The 19,243-nt window shown below is 29.6% G+C and carries 18 protein-coding genes; 15 read left to right on the plus strand and 3 right to left on the minus strand.

Features of this window, described 5'->3' with window-relative positions; translation table 11 throughout:
* Positions 1–13: 13 nt before the first annotated feature.
* Positions 14–487: an acetyl-CoA carboxylase biotin carboxyl carrier protein gene (accB, locus tag FDK22_RS05275; RefSeq protein ID WP_138151865.1), complete on the minus strand. Its 474-nt coding sequence runs from the start codon at positions 485–487 to the stop codon at positions 14–16.
* A gap of 219 nt (positions 488–706) precedes the next feature.
* Between accB and FDK22_RS05280 the strand changes: the two genes are divergently transcribed.
* Positions 707–1,150 (plus strand): deoxycytidylate deaminase, encoded by a 444-nt coding sequence (locus FDK22_RS05280; protein WP_138151866.1) that lies wholly within the window; start codon positions 707–709, stop codon positions 1,148–1,150.
* A complete protein-coding gene (locus FDK22_RS05285) occupies positions 1,143–1,709 on the plus strand; it encodes a methyltransferase domain-containing protein (RefSeq protein ID WP_138151867.1) in 567 nt (188 codons plus the stop codon). Before FDK22_RS05280 ends, FDK22_RS05285 begins: the two co-directional genes overlap by 8 nt.
* 15 nt (positions 1,710–1,724) lie before the next feature.
* On the opposite strand, the gene FDK22_RS05290 is transcribed toward FDK22_RS05285, so the two are convergent.
* Positions 1,725–2,609, minus strand: coding sequence for an AraC family transcriptional regulator (locus FDK22_RS05290; protein ID WP_138151868.1), 885 nt, complete (start codon positions 2,607–2,609; stop codon positions 1,725–1,727).
* 142 nt (positions 2,610–2,751) lie between these two features.
* On the opposite strand from FDK22_RS05290, the gene FDK22_RS05295 reads away from it, so the two are divergent.
* From FDK22_RS05295 to FDK22_RS05355, 13 genes are all read left to right on the plus strand, one after another.
* Positions 2,752–3,492, plus strand: a complete 741-nt coding sequence (locus FDK22_RS05295; protein WP_138151869.1) for a (Fe-S)-binding protein — start codon at positions 2,752–2,754, stop codon at positions 3,490–3,492.
* Between the two features lie 3 nt (positions 3,493–3,495).
* Positions 3,496–4,875, plus strand: coding sequence for a lactate utilization protein B (locus FDK22_RS05300; protein ID WP_138151870.1), 1,380 nt, complete (start codon positions 3,496–3,498; stop codon positions 4,873–4,875).
* A complete protein-coding gene (locus FDK22_RS05305) occupies positions 4,865–5,449 on the plus strand; it encodes a LutC/YkgG family protein (protein WP_138151871.1) in 585 nt (194 codons plus the stop codon). Before FDK22_RS05300 ends, FDK22_RS05305 begins: the two co-directional genes overlap by 11 nt.
* A 14-nt stretch (positions 5,450–5,463) precedes the next feature.
* The gene (locus tag FDK22_RS05310; protein ID WP_138151872.1) at positions 5,464–7,671 is read left to right on the plus strand and encodes an ABC transporter substrate binding protein; all 2,208 of its coding nucleotides are present in this window, start codon (positions 5,464–5,466) and stop codon (positions 7,669–7,671) included.
* Positions 7,652–8,296 carry a response regulator transcription factor gene (locus tag FDK22_RS05315; protein ID WP_138151873.1) on the plus strand — a complete coding sequence of 215 codons (645 nt, stop codon included), beginning with the start codon at positions 7,652–7,654 and terminating at the stop codon, positions 8,294–8,296. Before FDK22_RS05310 ends, FDK22_RS05315 begins: the two co-directional genes overlap by 20 nt.
* A 161-nt stretch (positions 8,297–8,457) precedes the next feature.
* Entirely contained in the window at positions 8,458–9,531 is a 1,074-nt protein-coding gene (locus tag FDK22_RS05320) for a TRAP transporter substrate-binding protein (RefSeq protein WP_138151874.1), read from the plus strand.
* Between the two features lie 122 nt (positions 9,532–9,653).
* Positions 9,654–10,283: a TRAP transporter small permease subunit gene (locus FDK22_RS05325; protein WP_138151875.1), complete on the plus strand. Its 630-nt coding sequence runs from the start codon at positions 9,654–9,656 to the stop codon at positions 10,281–10,283.
* Positions 10,280–11,653: a TRAP transporter large permease gene (locus tag FDK22_RS05330; protein WP_138151876.1), complete on the plus strand. Its 1,374-nt coding sequence runs from the start codon at positions 10,280–10,282 to the stop codon at positions 11,651–11,653. The genes FDK22_RS05325 and FDK22_RS05330 overlap by 4 nt, the downstream gene beginning before the upstream one ends.
* Positions 11,654–11,876: 223 nt before the next feature.
* Positions 11,877–14,717, plus strand: a complete 2,841-nt coding sequence (locus tag FDK22_RS05335; protein ID WP_138151877.1) for an FAD-binding and (Fe-S)-binding domain-containing protein — start codon at positions 11,877–11,879, stop codon at positions 14,715–14,717.
* Between the two features lie 72 nt (positions 14,718–14,789).
* Entirely contained in the window at positions 14,790–15,641 is an 852-nt protein-coding gene (locus tag FDK22_RS05340; RefSeq protein ID WP_138151878.1) for a peptidyl-prolyl cis-trans isomerase, read from the plus strand.
* 16 nt (positions 15,642–15,657) lie between these two features.
* Positions 15,658–17,082, plus strand: a complete 1,425-nt coding sequence (gatB, locus tag FDK22_RS05345) for an Asp-tRNA(Asn)/Glu-tRNA(Gln) amidotransferase subunit GatB (protein WP_138151879.1) — start codon at positions 15,658–15,660, stop codon at positions 17,080–17,082.
* Positions 17,083–17,985: an NAD(P)H-dependent glycerol-3-phosphate dehydrogenase gene (locus tag FDK22_RS05350; protein WP_138151880.1), complete on the plus strand. Its 903-nt coding sequence runs from the start codon at positions 17,083–17,085 to the stop codon at positions 17,983–17,985.
* 6 nt (positions 17,986–17,991) lie between these two features.
* Positions 17,992–18,681, plus strand: coding sequence for an ABC transporter permease (locus FDK22_RS05355; RefSeq protein WP_138151881.1), 690 nt, complete (start codon positions 17,992–17,994; stop codon positions 18,679–18,681).
* A gap of 1 nt (position 18,682) precedes the next feature.
* Here the strand turns inward: FDK22_RS05355 and FDK22_RS05360 are convergent, their stop codons facing one another.
* Complete coding sequence (locus FDK22_RS05360) at positions 18,683–19,024, minus strand: winged helix-turn-helix transcriptional regulator (protein ID WP_138151882.1); 342 nt, start codon at positions 19,022–19,024, stop codon at positions 18,683–18,685.
* Positions 19,025–19,243: the final 219 nt, after the last annotated feature.

Here is a 19,243-nt window from a genome sequence, read left to right on the forward strand (position 1 = left end):
TGAAACTCTCAGCTTATATTTTTTCTACTAAGAAAAGTGGCATATCATATTCAACTGGTGCAGAATTCTCAACTAATACTTTTAAGATTTTACAATCAAATTCAGCTTCAACTTCATTCATAATTTTCATAGCTTCAAGGATACATAAAGTTTGACCTTTTTTAACTGTATCTCCCTCTTTAACAAATGCAGGTGCTTCTGGAGATGGTGAAGAATAATAAGTTCCAACCATAGGTGCATTGATTGTATCACCACATACACTTGGATCTTCAGTAGAGCAAGTTACTGTATTATTTGCAGTAGAAGCTGGTGCAGGAACTGCAACTGGTGCAGGTGCAGCTACAGCAGTTGGTGCTTGAGTTACAACAGTACCACCTTCAAAACCTTTTTGCATAGCTAATTCAAATTCACCCTCTTTTAATTTTAATTTACTTAATTCACTTTTATCAAAAATTCTTATTAATTCTTTTACTTCTTTAAAATCCATATTTAACCTTTTCTTTTTAAATTTAGGCAATAATACCATAAAATTTGTTATAATTTCTTTTTTAAAAATTGATTTTTTTAAAAAATCTACTCTTTTTAAAGTAAAACTAGTATGAAATTTACTAAAATTTACTAAAAATATACAAAAAAATAGAAGTTTTTATTTTTGTAATTAATCTATGATTTTATTGCAATTAATATATAACTTTAAAGGAAAATCATGATTAGTGACCTAAACTTTATCAACATAGCCCATGAAATTGCAAGTGCTTCAAAATGTGTATCAAAACAAGTTGGTGCAGTTATAGTAAAAGATGGAAGAATTTTATCAACAGGATATAATGGAACCCCAGCTGGATATATAAATTGTAGTGAACATTGGAATGAAGAATATACAAAAGAACATCATGATTGGTCAAAAACTTATGAGATTCATGCAGAAATGAATGCTATTATTTGGGCAGCTAGAAAAGGTATAAGTATAGAAGATGGTACTATTTATGTAACTTTGGAACCATGTAGTGAGTGTTCAAAAAATTTAATTGCTGCTGGAATAAAAAGAATTGTTTATGATAGAGCTTATGAACATACAAATTCCGAAGTTGTATCTAAATTTATTAAAGATAACGGCGTTACTATAGAAAAACTAAATAGAGATGTCTAATTTAAACCATAAGTTTTATAAAACTTCTTATGAAAAATTTGGAGTTACAGCTAGGGGAGTTCACTGGAACTCAATGAAAAATCAGTATATTAGATTTGAAGTTTTGACAAAGTTTTTTCAAAAAGATTTAGAAAACTCTTCAATTTTGGATTTGGGTTGTGGTTTTGCTGATTATTTATATTTCTTACAAAATAAAGAGCTTATACCTAAAGAATATTTAGGTATTGATTGTGAAGATTTTATGATAAATGAATCGAAAAAAAGATTTCCTAATCATAAATTTAAGATTTTAAATTTTTTACAAGAAGAGATACCCCACAAAGATTATATTATTTGTAGTGGAGCTTTAAATATATTAAAAGAGAAAGAGTTTTTTTATTCAATAGAAAAATGTTTTAATTCTTCAACTAAAGGTTTTGCCTTTAATTTTCTAAAAAAAGACTCCTTTAATAAAATAAAAGAAGAATCAATTATCAATTTTTGTAATAGTTTAAGTAACAAAGTAACTATTTCAAATCCATATTTACCCAATGACACAAGTATATTTATTGAAAAATAGATTTTCAAAACTTTCTTAAACATATTGTATTGGAAGATATAAAGTTGCTTCAAACCTTCCACTTGAATGAGTATAATGGTTTTGTCTTAGTACAGTATGTGCGGGGTTTGTCGTAGTCTCAAATCCACTTTTTGGAAGCCAATCTTGATACACCCATTGTAATAATCTTAAAATATCCCCATGAACTCCACTAATCTCAAAGGAAGCATATAATCCTCCAGAAATTTTAAAATGGGGCAGGTTTGTATTAGATAAATCTATTTTATCTTCAACAAAAACTGCCGCAACATATACACAATCATTTGCTGGTGTGATTACAGGATTATCGTGGTAAAAAGCTAATTCCTTATAGTTTGTTATATTATTGGTGTAAATCCAAGCTTGAATTTTTTGCCATGTTTTTTTTAATGACTCTTTACTGTACCCTTTGTTTCTTAGATAATAAATTTTCATAGGATTAAGTTTTACGATTTTTGGTTCACTTTTGTCAAGATTTTTAATTTCATCAAAATTGATATCAATATCTTTTAAAATATTATTAGAATAGTTCTTATGACCACCATTTCTCCACTCTTTAGGAGTTTGATTAAACCTTAGTCTAAATGCTCTTATAAACGAAGTTTGTGAAGAGTAACCACACATATTAGCAATTTGCTTAATTGTAGATGACTTATTAGTAAGTAGTAAATTAGAAGCTTTATACAATCTTATATCTTTAATCGCTTCGTAAATATTTTTTCCTATTTGATTTTTAAATATATTTTGAAAGTAAACACGACTAATTTCAAATTTATTTGCAAGTTTATCGATATTTATATCTGTATCTATATAATTGTATATATAGTTCATTGTATAGTTTGCTATTTGTGTATGTTTTTCTTGAGTTGTCTTTTTTTGCATTTTTCCTTTATTATATTAAAAATAGATATAAAAAATATTAAAAATAGATAACTTTTTATTCTAAATTATCACACCTTTCTTATATAATGATATTAGAATGACTTAAATAATGAAAAAGCCAAAAGGCAGACTAGGAGAGAAAATGAAAGTAGGTTTGTTTATTCCCTGTTTTATGAACGAACTTTACCCTAATTGTGGTATTGCAACATTAAACATTTTAAAAAAATTAGATATTGAAGTTGAATATCCAATGGAGCAAACATGTTGTGGTCAAGCAATGTCAAATTCGGGATGTTCAAAGGATATGAAAGTATTAGCACAACAGTTTGTAGATATTTTTAAAAAATATGATTATATTGTAGCTCCAACGGGATCTTGTGTAGTAACAGTAAAAGATCATTATAAACCATTTTTTGAAGAAGATGATAAAGAGTACAATAAGGTAAAAACATCAATATATGAGATTAGTGAGTTTTTACATGATGTTATAAAAGTTGAAAAATTAGATGCTAAATTTCCACACAAAGTTGGTCTTCACAATTCATGTCATGGACATAGAATGTTAGATTTAGGGACACCAACTGAATTAAATATCCCATATAACAATAAACTAAGAAACTTACTTGAGATGGTTGAAGGTATAGAACTTGTTGAATTAAATAGAGAAGATGAGTGTTGTGGTTTTGGGGGAACTTTTTCCGTAACAGAACCTGATATCTCTGTGGCTATGGGAAAAGATAGAATTAAAGATCATATTGATTCAGATGCACAAATTATAACAGGTGCAGATATGTCTTGTTTAATGCATATGGAAGGTATCATTAATAGAGAAAAATTACCAGTAAAAGTTATGCATATAACTGAAATTTTAGTAGGGGAGTAGAAAATGAGCGTACATAATCACCCACTTAAAGCAAAAGAGTTTGTTGCAAATGATGAAAGAATGCATTGGCATGATAAAGCTTTATGGTTTGTAAGAGAAAAAAGAGATAGAGCTTCTAAATCTATTCCTGAATGGGAACAATTAAGAACTTTTGCAGATCAAGTAAAAACACATACTATGGCAAACCTTGATAAATATCTTTTAGAGTTTGAAGAGAACGCTTCTAAAAAAGGGATTAAAGTTCATTTTGCAAAGGATGCACAAGAGCATAATGAAATAGTATATAAGATTTTAAAAGAAAACAATGTAAAAAAAGTTGTTAAATCAAAATCTATGTTAACGGAAGAGTGCCACTTAAACCCTTATTTAGAGGGTAAAGGTTTAGAGGTTGTTGATACAGACTTAGGTGAAAGAATTGTTCAATTTAGAAAAGAGGTTCCTTCACATATTGTTCTTCCTGCAATTCACTTAAAAAAAGAGGATGTTTCTGATACTTTCCATAAAGAATTAAATACTGAAAAGGGAAATTCTGATCCAACATATTTAACAAGAGCAGCAAGGGCTCACTTAAGAGAAAAGTTTTTAAATGCAGACGCAGGAATAACTGGGGTTAACTTTGCTATAGCACAAACAGGTGGAGTAGTTGTTTGTACAAATGAGGGAAATGCAGATATGGGTGCTTCTTTACCCAAACTTCATATTGCATGTATGGGAATAGAAAAAATTATTCCAAGACTTGAAGACTTAAGTGTATTTACAAGATTACTTGCAAGAAGTGCAACGGGACAACCTATAACTTCATATACATCACATTTTCATGGACCAATTGAAGGTGGACAGATGCATATTGTTATTGTTGATAATAAAAGAAGTCCCTTCTTACAATCTAAATCTTATAAAAAAGCTTTAAACTGTATTAGATGTGGGGCTTGTATGAATACTTGTCCAATTTATAGAAGAAGTGGTGGTCATTCGTATGATTATGTTATTCCTGGACCTATTGGTTCTACATTAGGGACATTTAGAGATCCTAAAAAACATAAAACTTTATCATTTGCTTGTTCATTATGTGGTTCTTGCTCAAATGTGTGTCCTGTTAAAATTGACCTTGATTCTCAACTATATACACACAGACAAGATTTAAGGGAAAAAGATATCATATCAACTAAGAAAAAACTTATTATGCAAGCTGCTGTTTGGTTAATGACAAAACCAAAACTATTTACATTTGCAGGAAAAGTTGCAAGAAAATTAGTGCCAATTATGCCAAGGGCACTTTTATACAATAAATTTAATGTTTGGGGAGAGGGACGAGAGTTACCACCTTTTCCAAAGAAAAGTTTTAAAGAGATTTACAAAGAAGGATTAGAAAATGACAAGTAAAGAGCAAATTTTACAAAGCATTAGAAACAATAATGTAGTTGTTGATACAGAGTTACCTTCTTATAAAAATATTGGGATTAAATATGAAAATCCCTATGAGCAGTTTTCTACAATGCTTGAAAGTGTAGGGGGGAAAGCCCTTTTTATAAAAAAAGAGGAATTGGATAAAACAATTTCTGAGTTATATCCAGAAGAGAAACAAATAGCTTCAAATGTTGATGGTTTTACCCTTGGAAATTTCGATGCTAATGGAGAAAATGACCCTCACAATTTAAAAGATATAGATCTAGCAGTTGTAAAAGGTGATTTTGCAGTTTCTGAAAATGGGGCGGTATGGTTAAATAATCCAGAGAATAGACATAGAAGTTTATATTTTATTGCTCAAAATATTGTTATTGTAGTAGATAAGAATAATATTGTTCATAATATGCATGAAGCCTATGAGCAAATAAACTTTGATAAATCAACATATGGTGTATTTGTAAGTGGTCCATCTAAAACTGCAGATATTGAACAATCATTAGTAATAGGAGCCCATGGACCAAAATCAGGATATGTAATTTTTATTGATTAATGATATAATCTTTTATGAAAAAAACAATCCTATTTTTATTACTTTTTTTAAACTTTTTATATGCACAAAATAAAGAGGTGTTACTGATTCATTCTTATCATAAAGGGTATAAATGGACAGATGACATCTCTAAAGCAATAGAAAAAAACTTTGAACCCTACGATAATATTGAACTTACAACTTTTTATATGGATACAAAAAGGGTTGCGGGGGAAAACTATTTTTATAAATTAGCAAATTTATATAAAGAAAAAATTGCAAACAGAAAATTTGATTTGGTTATTGTAAGTGATAACAATGCTTTTGATTTTTTAGTTAAATACCACGATTTTTTATTTCCCACCTCCCCAGTACTTTTTTGTGGAATTAATAATTTTAATAAATCAATTTTAGATGAAAATTTTGTAACCCACTATATGAGTGGAGTTGTAGAGCAAGTTGATTTAGAAAAAAACTTTGAACTGATTTTAAATCTCCAACCACATTTACAGAAATTAATAATTATCAATGATAAATCTAAAACTGGTATGGCCATGAAAAAAGATTTAGAACCAATTATGAAAAGATATAAAAATAGATTAAAAATTGAATATATAGATGATTTAGATATAAAAAATATTCAAAATGAGATTACAAAACTAGATTCGAATAGTGCCATTTTATTGGTTTTACTGTTTAAAGATAAAACAGGTAAATACTTTACTTATAGACAAAGTGTAAAAGAGATTAGAAAGGTAGCTAAAGTTCCCCTTTATGGACTTTGGGATTTTTACTTAGATTATGGGATTGTTGGAGGTTTATTAACGTCTGCAAAAGCTCAAGGAGATGCTGTTTCTAAAATGGCTTTACGGGTTTTGAATGGTGAAAAAGTTTATGATATTCCAGTTTTAGAAAAATCTCCAAACAAATATCTTTTTGATTATAATGAGTTAAATAGATTTGATTTAGATGTTTCAGAGATTTTAAAAGATTACACAATAATAAATGAACCCCATACATTTATTAGAAAATATACAAAGTTAGTAATAATCACTGTAACTATAATTGCGGTTTTACTTATTATGGTATTTTCAATGAAGGCAAATATTCAAAGAAGAAAAATTGTTGAAAAAGATTTACAAAATAGAATCAAATTTGATAAAGTATTACTTGATACCTTGCCTAATCCAATCTATTATAAAAACAAAGATGGTAAGTTTTTAGGTTGTAATAAAGCATTTTGCGAACTTTTAAGTGTTCCTAAAAAAGAGGTTATTGGGAAAACAGCTAAAGATTTTTTTGACCCAGCAGTAGCAAAGAAAAATAAACAAGTAGATGAAGAACTTCTAAAAACCCATGGAACTAATACATCTGAAGTTACACTTCATCTACCAAACAATCATATGCGTCATATAATTATAAATAAAGCGGTATATTTAGACAATGATGGTTCTATTGGTGGAATTGTTTGTATAATGGATGATATAACAGAAAGAATACAACAAAAACAATTTTTAATACAGCAAGGAAAACTAGCTGAAATGGGTGATATGGTAGCTGCCATTGCCCACCAATGGAATGAGCCTTTAGTTGAATTATCAGCGCAAGTTCAAGATATACAAACCTCATTTTTATTAAATGAATTAAAAGATATTCAAGTAAAAGAGTTTGTAAATGATTCAATGGTTCAAATAAAATATATGTCAAAAACCCTAAGTGACTTTAGGAACTTTTTAAAACCCTCTACTAGTAAAAAACTATTTGCTATTAGAAAAGCCTTTGAAGATATTTTTGAAATCATCGGTAAACAAATATTTTACTCAAATATAAATCTTCATTTCAATTATGAGTATGATAAAGAGGAACTTTTAATTTATGGGTATGAAAATGAGTTTAAACAGGTTTTACTAAACTTGATAAATAATGCTAAAAATAAAGTTTTAGAAAAAAACAGTTCAAAAAAATACAATATTACTATAAATATCTCAAGTTGTAATACCTATACTACAATTGAGATTATTGATGATGCTGGAAATATAAATGAAAATATCATTGACAAAATATTTGAACCATATTTTACTACTAAAAAAGATGGTACAGGTTTTGGACTTTATATGGCAAAGGTAATAATTGAAGACAAGATGAATGGTATAATTAATGTAAAAAATAAAGACAAACATGTTATATTCACAATTAAACTTCCTCATAATAAAAGGTTAGCAAATGAAAATAATGCTTCTTGAAGACAATGTTAAGCTAAATTCAACAATAAAAAAAAGGCTTGAATTAAAAGGATACAAGGTATTTAGTTATGTTGATGGTAAAGAAGCCTTCAATAATATAATGGAAGGTTTTTCTTGTTTTATATTAGATATTAATGTGCCAAATGTTGATGGGATAAAAATTTTAAAAAAAATTAGAGAATTTTACTCAGAAGTTCCAGTTATCATAATTTCAGCTTCTGTTGAGCTTGATGTGATAAAAGAATCATATGATTTTGGATGTAATGATTATCTAAAAAAACCATTTTTTATAGATGAACTTGAAATAAAAGTTGAAAGACTTTGTCAAATAACAGATGATATAATCACCTTTGATAAAGATTGTTACTTTGATTATAAATCTTCAACAATAACAATTGATGGTGAAACTCAAAGATTAACAAAGAAAGAGAGACTCTTAATCAATCTATTTTTAACAAAAAAGAATCAAGTATTAACTTATGAGGCAATAGAAAATTATGTTTGGGAAGGTTCTTTTGTATCAATTGAATCAATTAGAAGTCTTGTTAGACGTTTAAGAAAAGTTGTAAAAAAAGATTATATTGAAACAGTAGTTGATACTGGATATAAATTTAAAGTGGACTAAATAGTCAAAAATAGCATGGAAATAGCAATTTGCTATTTTTATGAACATATGCTCACAAAGCCCGATTTATAGGGATTTTATCATGAAATTTTACTAAAATGTCATATCATTATCATGTATGATTGTTACAATTTTTTCGAGACACAAAAAAAGGAGATCACATGAATATGTTTGGTAAAACTACTAAACTACTTGTAGCAACTGCATTAGTTGCTGGATTAGCAACAACAGATGCTATGGCAAAAAAAGTATACAAATGGAAATTAGCAACAACTTGGGGACCAACTCTATCACCATTTATTGATGCACCTAAAAAATTTGCAGCAATGGTTGAAGAGATGTCTGATGGAAGACTTAAAATTAGAGTTGATGCATCAAATAAACACAAAGCAGCACTTGGTATCTTAGATATGGTTAAAGGTGGTCAATATGAAATGGGTCACTCTGCATCATATTACTGGAAAGGTAAAGATATCAATACATTACCTTTAAGTACTATGCCATTTGGTTTAACTACACCAGAACAATATGCATGGTTTTACTATGGTGGAGGTAAAGAATTAACTCAAAAAGTATATGCACCACATAAAGTATTATCTTATCCAGGTGGAAGTTCAGGAAACCAAATGGGTGGATGGTTCAGAAAAGAGATTAATACTGTTGATGACTTAAAAGGTCTTAAAATGAGAATCCCAGGATTTGCTGGTGAAATCATGGCTAAATTAGGATTAACTGTTACTAATATTGCTCCAGGTGAATTATATACTTCACTTGAAAGAGGAACTATTGACGCTCTTGAATGGGTTGGGCCTGGAATGGATATCAACATGGGATTCAACAAAATTGCTCCATATTATTATACAGGATGGCATGAACCAGGATTAGATTTACAATTCTTAATCAATGAAAAAGCGTTTAATAAATTACCAAAAGATTTACAAGCAATCGTTGAAACTGCAATGAAAGCTGCAGCACATGATATGTATTTACAAAACTACCATATGAGTGCAGAAGCTTGGGCATCAATTGAGAAAGATTATCCAAATATTAAAATCAAAACTTTCCCAAAAGAAGTTATGGATGCTATGAAAAAAGTTAACTTAGAATTAAGAGAAGAGATGAAAGCTAAAAATCCTTTATTAAAAGAGATTTTAGATTCACAAGAAGCATATCAGAAAAAAGCTAGAAAATGGACAGAGATGTCTGATTATCTTTACTTAAAAGATAACTTATAATATCTTTTTACTTCAACCCCTTTTTTAGGGGTTGCTTTATTTAAAAATAGGTAAGATAAATGTAAGAAGGATATGTTTTTCTTACCTATTAACATATACACAATATACCCAAAGGAATTTTTATGTTATTAAAACTAGAACGTGGTTTTGATAAGTTTGCAGATATAATCGGTCTTGTGACAGCTTTTGCAATGGTACTTATGATTTTAAATGTATTTTATGATGTTGTTATGAGATACTTTTTTAAATCTGGTTCTATTGCAATGCAAGAGATGGAATGGCACCTATTTTCAGTAATTATTTTAATCGGAATCAGTTATACACTAAAAGAGGATGGACATGTTAGAGTTGACTTAGTTTATGATAGATTAAGTCCAAGAAAAAAAGCAATGATTAATATGTTTGGGGCAATAGTATTTATTCTACCTATTTCTATTTTAGTTGGAATTGATTCTTTGGCTCCTGTAAGAGAAGCATTAAATACAATGGAAGGGAGTGGAGACCCAGGTGGATTACCATACAGATGGATAGTTAAAGCACTTATTCCGCTATCTTTTTTACTTTTAATTATCACTACAATTGGATTTTTTATCAAAAATCTTAATATATATAAAGGTTATAGTGTACTTGATGAGTATAACTTAAAAGGTGAAATTGAGAACTTAAAATGTGATTTAGAAAGACATGAACATCATATTGTAAATATTGATGGTACAGATGATGAAAAAATAGAGAAAGGAGAATCTAAATGATTGGTATAGTTATGTTTTTTACTGCTTTGTTTATGCTAATTATAGGTTTTCCTGTAGCTTTTACATTTGCAGCTGTTTCTGTATTTTTTGGTATAGCAGCTGGGTTTATTGAAATATTCTCAAATGCAGGTGAGGGTGAATTATTCATGGATTTATTAAGTCAAGGTTGGCTTGAAGGTATATCTATGTTTGAGTTTATGCCTTTTAGAATCTTCTCTATTCAACAAAGTACAATTTTAATGGCGATTCCTATGTTCATTTTTATGGGTATTGTTTTACAAAAAACAGGTCTTGCTGAAAAACTTTTAGAATCTATGGGGTTTTTATTTGGAGAAATTAGAGGTGGTGTTGCAATTTCAACAGTTTTAGTTGGAACATTATTAGCAGCATCTACAGGTGTTGTTGGAGCATCAGTTGTAGCAATGGGTGTTATTTCACTTCCTGTTATGATGAAATATAAATACAATACCCCAATGGCTTGCGGAACTATATGTGCTTCAGGAACATTAGGACAGATTATCCCTCCATCTATTGTATTAATTATTTTAGGTGACGTGTTTCAAGTTCCTGTTGGGGACCTTTTTGCTGCTGCAGTTTGGCCTGGTCTTGCACTTGTTGGAGCTTATATTTTATATATTTTGATTTTATCATTCGCAAATAAAAATATGGCGCCTGCAATTCCATCAGATCCAAATCGTGGAAGCAAGAAAAAACAAGTATTTAGAGCTTTAATTGATATTATCCCTTCATTAACTCTTATTATTCTTGTACTTGGTTCTATCTTTGCAGGTGTTGCAACTCCTACTGAATCAGCTGCAGTTGGGTGTATTGGTGCGATTGCATTAGCTTTAATGTATAAAACATTTACTATTAATATGGTAAAAGAAGCTGCTTTAGAATCTGTAAAAGTAACATCTATGGTATTTGGTATCTTAATTGGTGCTACAGCATTTTCTATGGTATTTTCATATACAGGTGGAGAAGAGATTGTTGAACATGCAATGTTAAGTTTACCGGGTGATGAAAAATGGGGATTTGTAATATTTACAATGCTTGCAATTTTAGTATTAGGTTTCTTTATTGACTTTATTGAAATTTCATATATTATTGTTCCAATTTTAATTCCAGTAGCAGAAACACTTGGAATAAATCCAGTATGGTTTGCTATTTTAATTGCAATGAACTTACAAACATCGTTCTTAACCCCACCATTTGGGTTCTCATTGTTCTATTTAAAAGGATGTGCCCCAGCTGGTGTTACAACGGGACAAATTTATAAAGGGGTAGTTCCTTTTATTGCAATACAAATTATAGTATTATTTATAGTTGCATTCTATCCAGAATTTTTCGGTATGAGTGCAGATATGTAATTAAAAGAGAGTTTTAAAACTCTCTTTTTAAAGGTGAAAATGTCATTAGTTATTGATTTAATTGAAAATATTATCTTACAAATTTGTGATAGGATGAACAGTTTTATTGATGATCCTCAACAAAGAATCTACACGGTCCCACGCCTTGAATAGCCCTAAAATAACATATTAATATCACACAAAAAATATATAATTAATAAAAATGAAGAAATAAGGAAAGATAATGTTAGAAGGGAAATATCTAGATTTTTTTAATCAAATTTCACAAAAACTAAAAAAAGAGAATATCTTTACAGATAAATTACACACTTATGCGTATGGCACTGACGCCTCATTTTACAGACTAACTCCTAAAATTGTTATCAAAACTGATAATGCAGATGAGGTGGCGACAATTTTAGAATTGGCACATGAAATGGAACTAAGTTCTACATTTAGAGCAGCTGGAACTTCTCTTTCAGGTCAAGCAATCTCTGATTCAATTTTAATTGTTACATCAAGAAACTTTAGAGACTTTAGAGTTTCAGATGATAAATCTTTAATCTCATTAGAACCAGGTTTAACTGGACTTGAAGCAAATAATATCTTAGCACCATTTGGTAAAAAAATTGGGCCAGATCCAGCTTCAATTAATGCCGCGATGATTGGTGGAATTGCCGCAAATAACGCTTCTGGTATGTGTTGTGGTATTTCACAAAACTCATACAAGACTTTATCATCAATGAAGCTTATTTTTAAAGATGGTACAAAATTAGATACAGCTTGTGAAGAATCAAAAAAAGCATTTAGAAAATCACATGGTGACTTTTTACAAGGTTTAAAACAAATTGCATCTGATACTGTAAATGACGAAGAATTAAGAGCAAAAATTGAGAAAAAATTTAAAATCAAAAATACTTGTGGGTATTCTTTAAATGCATTAATTGATTTTGAAGATGAGTTTGAGATTTTACAACACCTAATTATTGGAAGTGAAGGAACATTAGCTTTTATTGAAGAGATTACTTACCAAACAGTTGAAGATTTAAAAGATAAATCAAGTGCCTTAATCTATTTTAAAGATGTTGAAGAGGCATGTAATGCTGTTACAAAATTAAAACTTGCAAGGGAAGCAGGAACAATTATTGTTGATGCTGTTGAGTTAATGGATAGAGCAGGGCTTAGAAGTATTGAAAATGACCCAGCTATGCCCGAATACATCAAAGATTTTGATGAAAATGTCACTGCCTTATTAATTGAAACAAGAGCAGTTAGCGATGAAGCACTTGATGTACAAATTAAACAACTAGAAGAATTATTAGCTGAATTTAAAGTAGTACGAGATATCTATTTTACTAAAGATGTAGCTGAGTATACTTTATATTGGAAAATTAGAAAAGGTTTATTTCCAGCAGTTGGAGCAGTTAGAGAACTTGGAACTACTGTTATTATTGAAGATGTTGCTTATCCTATTGAAAGATTAGCAGAAGCAACTTTAGAACTTCAAGAACTATTTAAAAAACATGGTTACAATGAAGCACTTATTTTTGGCCATGCTTTAGAAGGGAATTTTCACTTTGTATTTACTCAAGATTTTTCAATTGAATCAGAGGTGAAAAGATATGATGCGTTTATGAATGATGTTGTAAATTCTGTTGCTGTTAAATATGAGGGAAGCTTAAAAGCTGAACATGGTACAGGAAGAAATATGGCAGCTTTCATTGAGGTTGAATGGGGTAAAACTGCATATGAAATGATGAAAAGAATTAAAAATCTTTTTGATCCAAAAAACTTGTTAAACCCAGGTGTAATTATCAATGATGATGCAGAAGCTCACTTGAAAAATTTAAAACCAATGGCTGCAACTAACGATTTAGTAGATAAATGTATAGAATGTGGATTTTGTGAACCAACTTGTCCTTCAAATGATATAACACTAACTCCAAGACAAAGAATTACACTAAATAGACTTATTTCACAACTAGAAAGTGAAGGAAAATTAGAAGAAGCTAAAGAGTATAAAGATCTATACCAATATGATGGAGTTGATACTTGTGCAGCTTGTTCTTTATGTGCAACAGCATGTCCTGTAAAAATTGATACAGGAGCATTAACAAAACATCTAAGATACGAACAAATTACTCCTAGAGCAAACTCTATTGCAACAAAAATTGCAAACAATTATGCTTCAACATTAAGTGGAATGAGATTTGGTTTAGGTGGAGCAAATTTAGTTCATAAGATATTAGGAACTGCTTCTATGAATTCACTTACATCAACATTTAGAGAATGGTCAGGTGGAGCAATTCCAAAATGGTCACCATATCTACCAAAGGCTACCAATATTGATATTACATTTGAACAAAAATCAAGTGATAAAAAAATTGTATATTTCCCATCTTGTTTAGCAAGGTCTATGGGTAAAAGTAGCGAAAGTAGCGTGGAAGAAGAACTATTTGATGTAACAGTTAGAGTTCTTAAAAAAGCTGGTTTTCAAATTTTATTTCCAGATAATTTAAATGAACTTTGTTGTGGTACCCCTTTTGCTTCAAAAGGGTTTAAAGAACAAGAAAAAATGAAGTCGGATGAATTAGAAAAAGAGTTATTAAAAATCACAAATAATGGTGAGATTCCAGTACTTTGTGAAACAGGTACTTGTACTAAGAAGATGCTTGATAATTTCTCTTCAAATATGAAAATCTATGAACCAATTGATTTCTCTCTTGAATATTTAGTTGATGCATTAGAATTTGAAAAAATTGATGACCCAATCACAATTCATACAAATTGTACAACAAGAAAAATGGGATTACATGAAAACTTTGTGAAGTTAGCTAGTATGTGTGCTAAAAAAGTTATTGTTCCTGAAAATGTAAAATGTTGTGGATTTGCAGGAGATAGAGGTTTCAATTTCCCAGAATTAAACAAATCAGCACTAAGATTTTTAAAAGATGATGTAAAAGATGCAAAACTTGCATTTTCTACTTCTAAGACATGTGAAATTGGTCTTAGTGAATACTCAGGATTAGATTATAACTCAATTTTCTATCTAATTGATAGAACTTCAAAAGCTAAAAACATCTAATCTTTTTTTGACAAAACAGATATTTACCTTTTCTTTGGTAAAATATCTGTTTTTAAGAAAAAGGATAAAATGATGAAACAATATGGAATTCTGTCAACAGGTAAAAAAGTATTTTTTACTCTTCTTTTAACTTCAAGTGTTGCATTTGCAGGTATGGTTGATGCGATAGCTTTAGTTGTAAATGATACACCAATCACTCTTTATGATATTGAAAAAAGAAAAGTTGAAAGAAACCTTTCTAAAGAAGAAGCAGTTAGTCAATTAGTTGATGAGGCTTTATTTCAAGAAATAGTTGAAAAAAACAATATTACAGCTGATATTTTTGATGTAAATAATTATTTAGAAAAAATTGCAGCTTCAAATGGTATGGATTTATATACTTTCAAATCAATAATTAAACAAAAATATAAAAATTATGAAGCTTATGAAGAACAAACAAAACAGCAAATTATTAGAGAGAAACTAACTCAAAAGCTAGTTAGAGGAAATGTTAAAATTGCTACTGAAGAAGATTTAAAAATCTATTATGAAAATAATCAAAATCAATTTAAAGCAGCTTCAAATGTAAAAGCTATTCAGTATTCTTCAGCAAATAAAGCAGACTTAATTAATGCAACTCAAAATCCAATGGTAAATTTACCAGGCGTTACTAGAGCTCCAGTTGATTTAGACCAAACTAATTTAAATCCCCAATTAAGATATGTGATTAATGAAACAAACATAAATCAATTTACACCAATTTTTACATCAAATAAACAATTTGTTACATTAATGATTGTTCAAAAAGAGAATCAACAAACAATAGCTTTTGAAGATGTAAAAGATAGAATTTTTAACATAATTATGCAAGATAGAGAACAAACATTTTTAAAAGATTATTTTGAGAAACTAAAACTATCTGCAGATATAAAAATAGTAAGGTAGAGGAGAGATGTCATCAATGTTTGAAGTTATTATTGGATTAGAAGTACACGTACAGTTAAATACAAAGTCAAAACTTTTTTGTTCATGTGCAACAAGTTTTGGGGAAAAGCCTAATACAAATGTTTGTCCAACATGTTTAGGTCTTCCAGGAGCTTTACCTGTATTAAATAAAGAAGCAGTGCATAAAGCAATTATGCTTGGAACTGCTCTTAAATCACAAATTAATCAAAAATCAATTTTTAATAGAAAAAACTACTTTTATCCAGACTTACCAAATGGATACCAAATTTCACAATTTGAAGTACCAGTTGTTGGTCTTGGTGAATTGGTTATTGACTTTGAAGATGGAACTTCTAAAACAATAGGTGTAACAAGAGCTCACTTAGAAAATGACGCAGGTAAAAATATCCATGCAGGAAGTGTTTCCCATGTAGACTTAAATAGAGCAGGAACTCCACTACTTGAAATCGTTTCTGAACCAGATATGAGAAATGCAGAAGAGGCAATTTTATATCTTAAAAAACTTCATTCAATTGTAAGATATTTAGGTATTAGTGATGCAAATATGCAAGAGGGTTCTTTTAGATGTGATGTTAACGTATCTATTAGACCTAAAGGTGATGACAAACTTTATACTAGATGCGAAATTAAAAATATGAACTCATTTAAGTTCATTGAAAAAGCTATTAAATACGAAGTAAATAGACATATTGAAGCATGGGAAGATGGGATTCATGATACAGAGATTGTTCAAGAAACAAGACTTTTTGACCCAGATTCAGGTGAAACTAGATCGATGAGAGGAAAAGAAGACGCCGCTGATTATAGATATTTCCCAGACCCAGATCTTTTACCATTAATCATAACTGATGAGATGATGGAAAAATATTCACAAATTCCTGAACTTCCAGATGAGAAAAAAGAGAGATTTGTAAAAGAGTTTGGACTTAAAGAGTATGATGCTTCTGTAATAACTGCTTCTTTAGAAATGGCTCATTATTTTGATGAGATGATGAAAGAGGGTATCTCAGGTAAAAATGCGGCTACATGGTTAACTGTTGAATTACCAGGAAGATTTAAAGAAGGTGTTTCTATTGAAAACTCTCCTGTTGAAGCAAAAACATTAGCAACACTTGTAAAAAGAATTGAAGATGGAACAATATCTGGAAAAGCAGCTAAAGAGGTTTTAGATTATTTAGTTGAAAATGATGTAGAAGTTGATGCAGTTATTGAAAAACTTGGACTTAAACAAGTATCTGATGATGGAGCTATTTTAGAGATTATTGATGGAATCTTAGCTGCAAATGAAGATAAAGTTGCTGAGTATAAGAGTGGGAAAGAAAAACTATTTGGATTTTTTGTTGGTCAAACAATGAAAGCTTCTAAAGGTAGTGCAAACCCAGCAAAAGTAAATGAATTATTAAAGCAAAGATTATCATAAATGACAAAAAACTCAATTGCAGTAATAGGAGCAGGAAAGTGGGGACAAGCCCTACATTTCGCTCTTTCTCAAAAACAAGAATGTCTAATAACATCAAGAACAAAAAAAGATATTAGAAATTTTGTTGATTTAGATACTGCTTTAAATTGTGAATATTTAGTTATTGCAATTCCTGCGCAACAAATAAAACAATGGTTGAGAGATAATTTTGTATATAAAAATCAAAAAATACTTGTTGCTTCAAAAGGGATTGAAGCTTCAAGTGGACAATTTTTAAATGAGATTTATGAAGAGTTTGTCCCTTCAAAAAATATTGGCTTTATCTCTGGCCCTTCTTTTGCCGCAGAAGTTATAAAAGGGCTTCCTGCTGCTATTGTTATAAATTCAAAATCAAAAAAACTTTATAATGAGTTTGAACCATTTTTCCCGAACTTTTTGAAAGTATATTATTCAAAAGATGTAATTGGTGCAGAAGTTTCAGGCGCATACAAAAATGTTCTTGCTATTGCAAGTGGTATTTGTGCTGGATTAAATCTTGGAAATAATGCAAGGGCATCTTTAATCTCAAGAGGTTTAGTTGAAATGCAGAGATTTGGAAAACATTTTGGAGCTAAAAAGTCTAGTTTTATTGGACTTTCAGGAGCTGGAGATTTGTTTTTAACTGCAAGTAGTACACTAAGTAGAAATTACAGAGTTGGACTTGGACTTGCTCAGGGAAAATCAATCGAAGAGATTTTAGAAGAGTTAGGGGAAGTAGCTGAAGGTGTAATGACTGCTGAAGCTATAAATAAACTATCTCAAAAGCATCAAATATATACTCCTATAGCAAAAGAAGTAAAACTAATCTTAGATGGTAAAAATCCCTTAGATAGTTTGAAAGATTTACTTAGTTCTAATCAATGATAGTTTATGCAAACAATATCATTTTTTAATTTATCTCTTACTTTTATTCCACTTATCTTTGTTTGGTATTTTTATAAAAAATGGACATTTAACAGTAATGAAATATTAATTTCAACCTTTAGAATGGTTATCCAACTTATTGCAATTGGTTACCTATTAGTTTTTATTTTTGAAACAAAAAGTATTTATGTTGATTTAGCAATTATGGTTTTTATGATTACTATTTCCGCATGGATTACATTAAGAGTTACTAGTAATAAATCTTTAAAACATTATGGTCAAATATTTTCTTCTGTAGCTATTTCTGGATTTATAAATCTTGGTATTATAGTGATACTTGTTTTGGAGTTAAAACCACCCTTTGAAGCAAGGTATGTAATTCCAATTGCGGGAATGGTATTCTCAAATGCAATGAATGCTTTATCCCTAGCTATTGAACGATTTGAAAAAGAGATTCAAAGGGGCGAAGAGTTTGAAAAAGCAAGGGAAATAGCTTTTAAAGCTTGTATGATACCTCAAATTAATTCTTTACTTGCCGTAGGTCTTGTTTCTTTACCTGGAATGATGACAGGGCAAATTTTATCTGGAGTTGACCCTTTAATTGCTGTAAGGTATCAAATTATGATTATGACAATGATTTTATCAAATGCTGGAATTAGTTCAGTAATCTATTTTTCCCTAAAAAAACCAAAATAATTTATTTTGGAAATTTTTCTTTGTGAATCTCTCCCCATAAATACATCTGTTTTAAAATAGGTTTTAAAGTTTTACCATATTTTGTTAAAGAGTACTCAACCTTTGGGGGTACTACTGGATAAACCTCTCTATGAACAATCCCATCCTCTTCAAGCTCTCTTAGTTTTTGTATTAACATTTTTTGAGTAACTCTAGGTAATAGTTTTTGAAGTTCATTAAACCTTAATGTATCACGTCTTAAATACCATAAAATTAAAATTTTCCATTTTCCTGCTAAAACATCAAGGGCAGTTTCAACAGGACATTTTTCAAAATTTTCTTCAACTTCTATTCTTTTTGTCATCATAAACTCCATAAAATCACATAGTATACTTTTAGATAGTACCTATGTTTTTTGTTAGTACTTGCAATTATATCATATATTTGTTAGACTTTTACAAAATTAAATGGGACAAGAGCAACTCGTTGCTCTCTTTAGGATTTCTCAAAGAGAGTGCGTGCACAAGGCTTCTTTAAAGAGAATTTATTTCTTTTGCTAAAAGAAGTCTTAAAAAAATGGTCC

The sequence above is a fragment of the Arcobacter arenosus genome (genome assembly GCF_005771535.1).
Classification (GTDB): Bacteria; Campylobacterota; Campylobacteria; order Campylobacterales; family Arcobacteraceae; genus Halarcobacter; species Halarcobacter arenosus.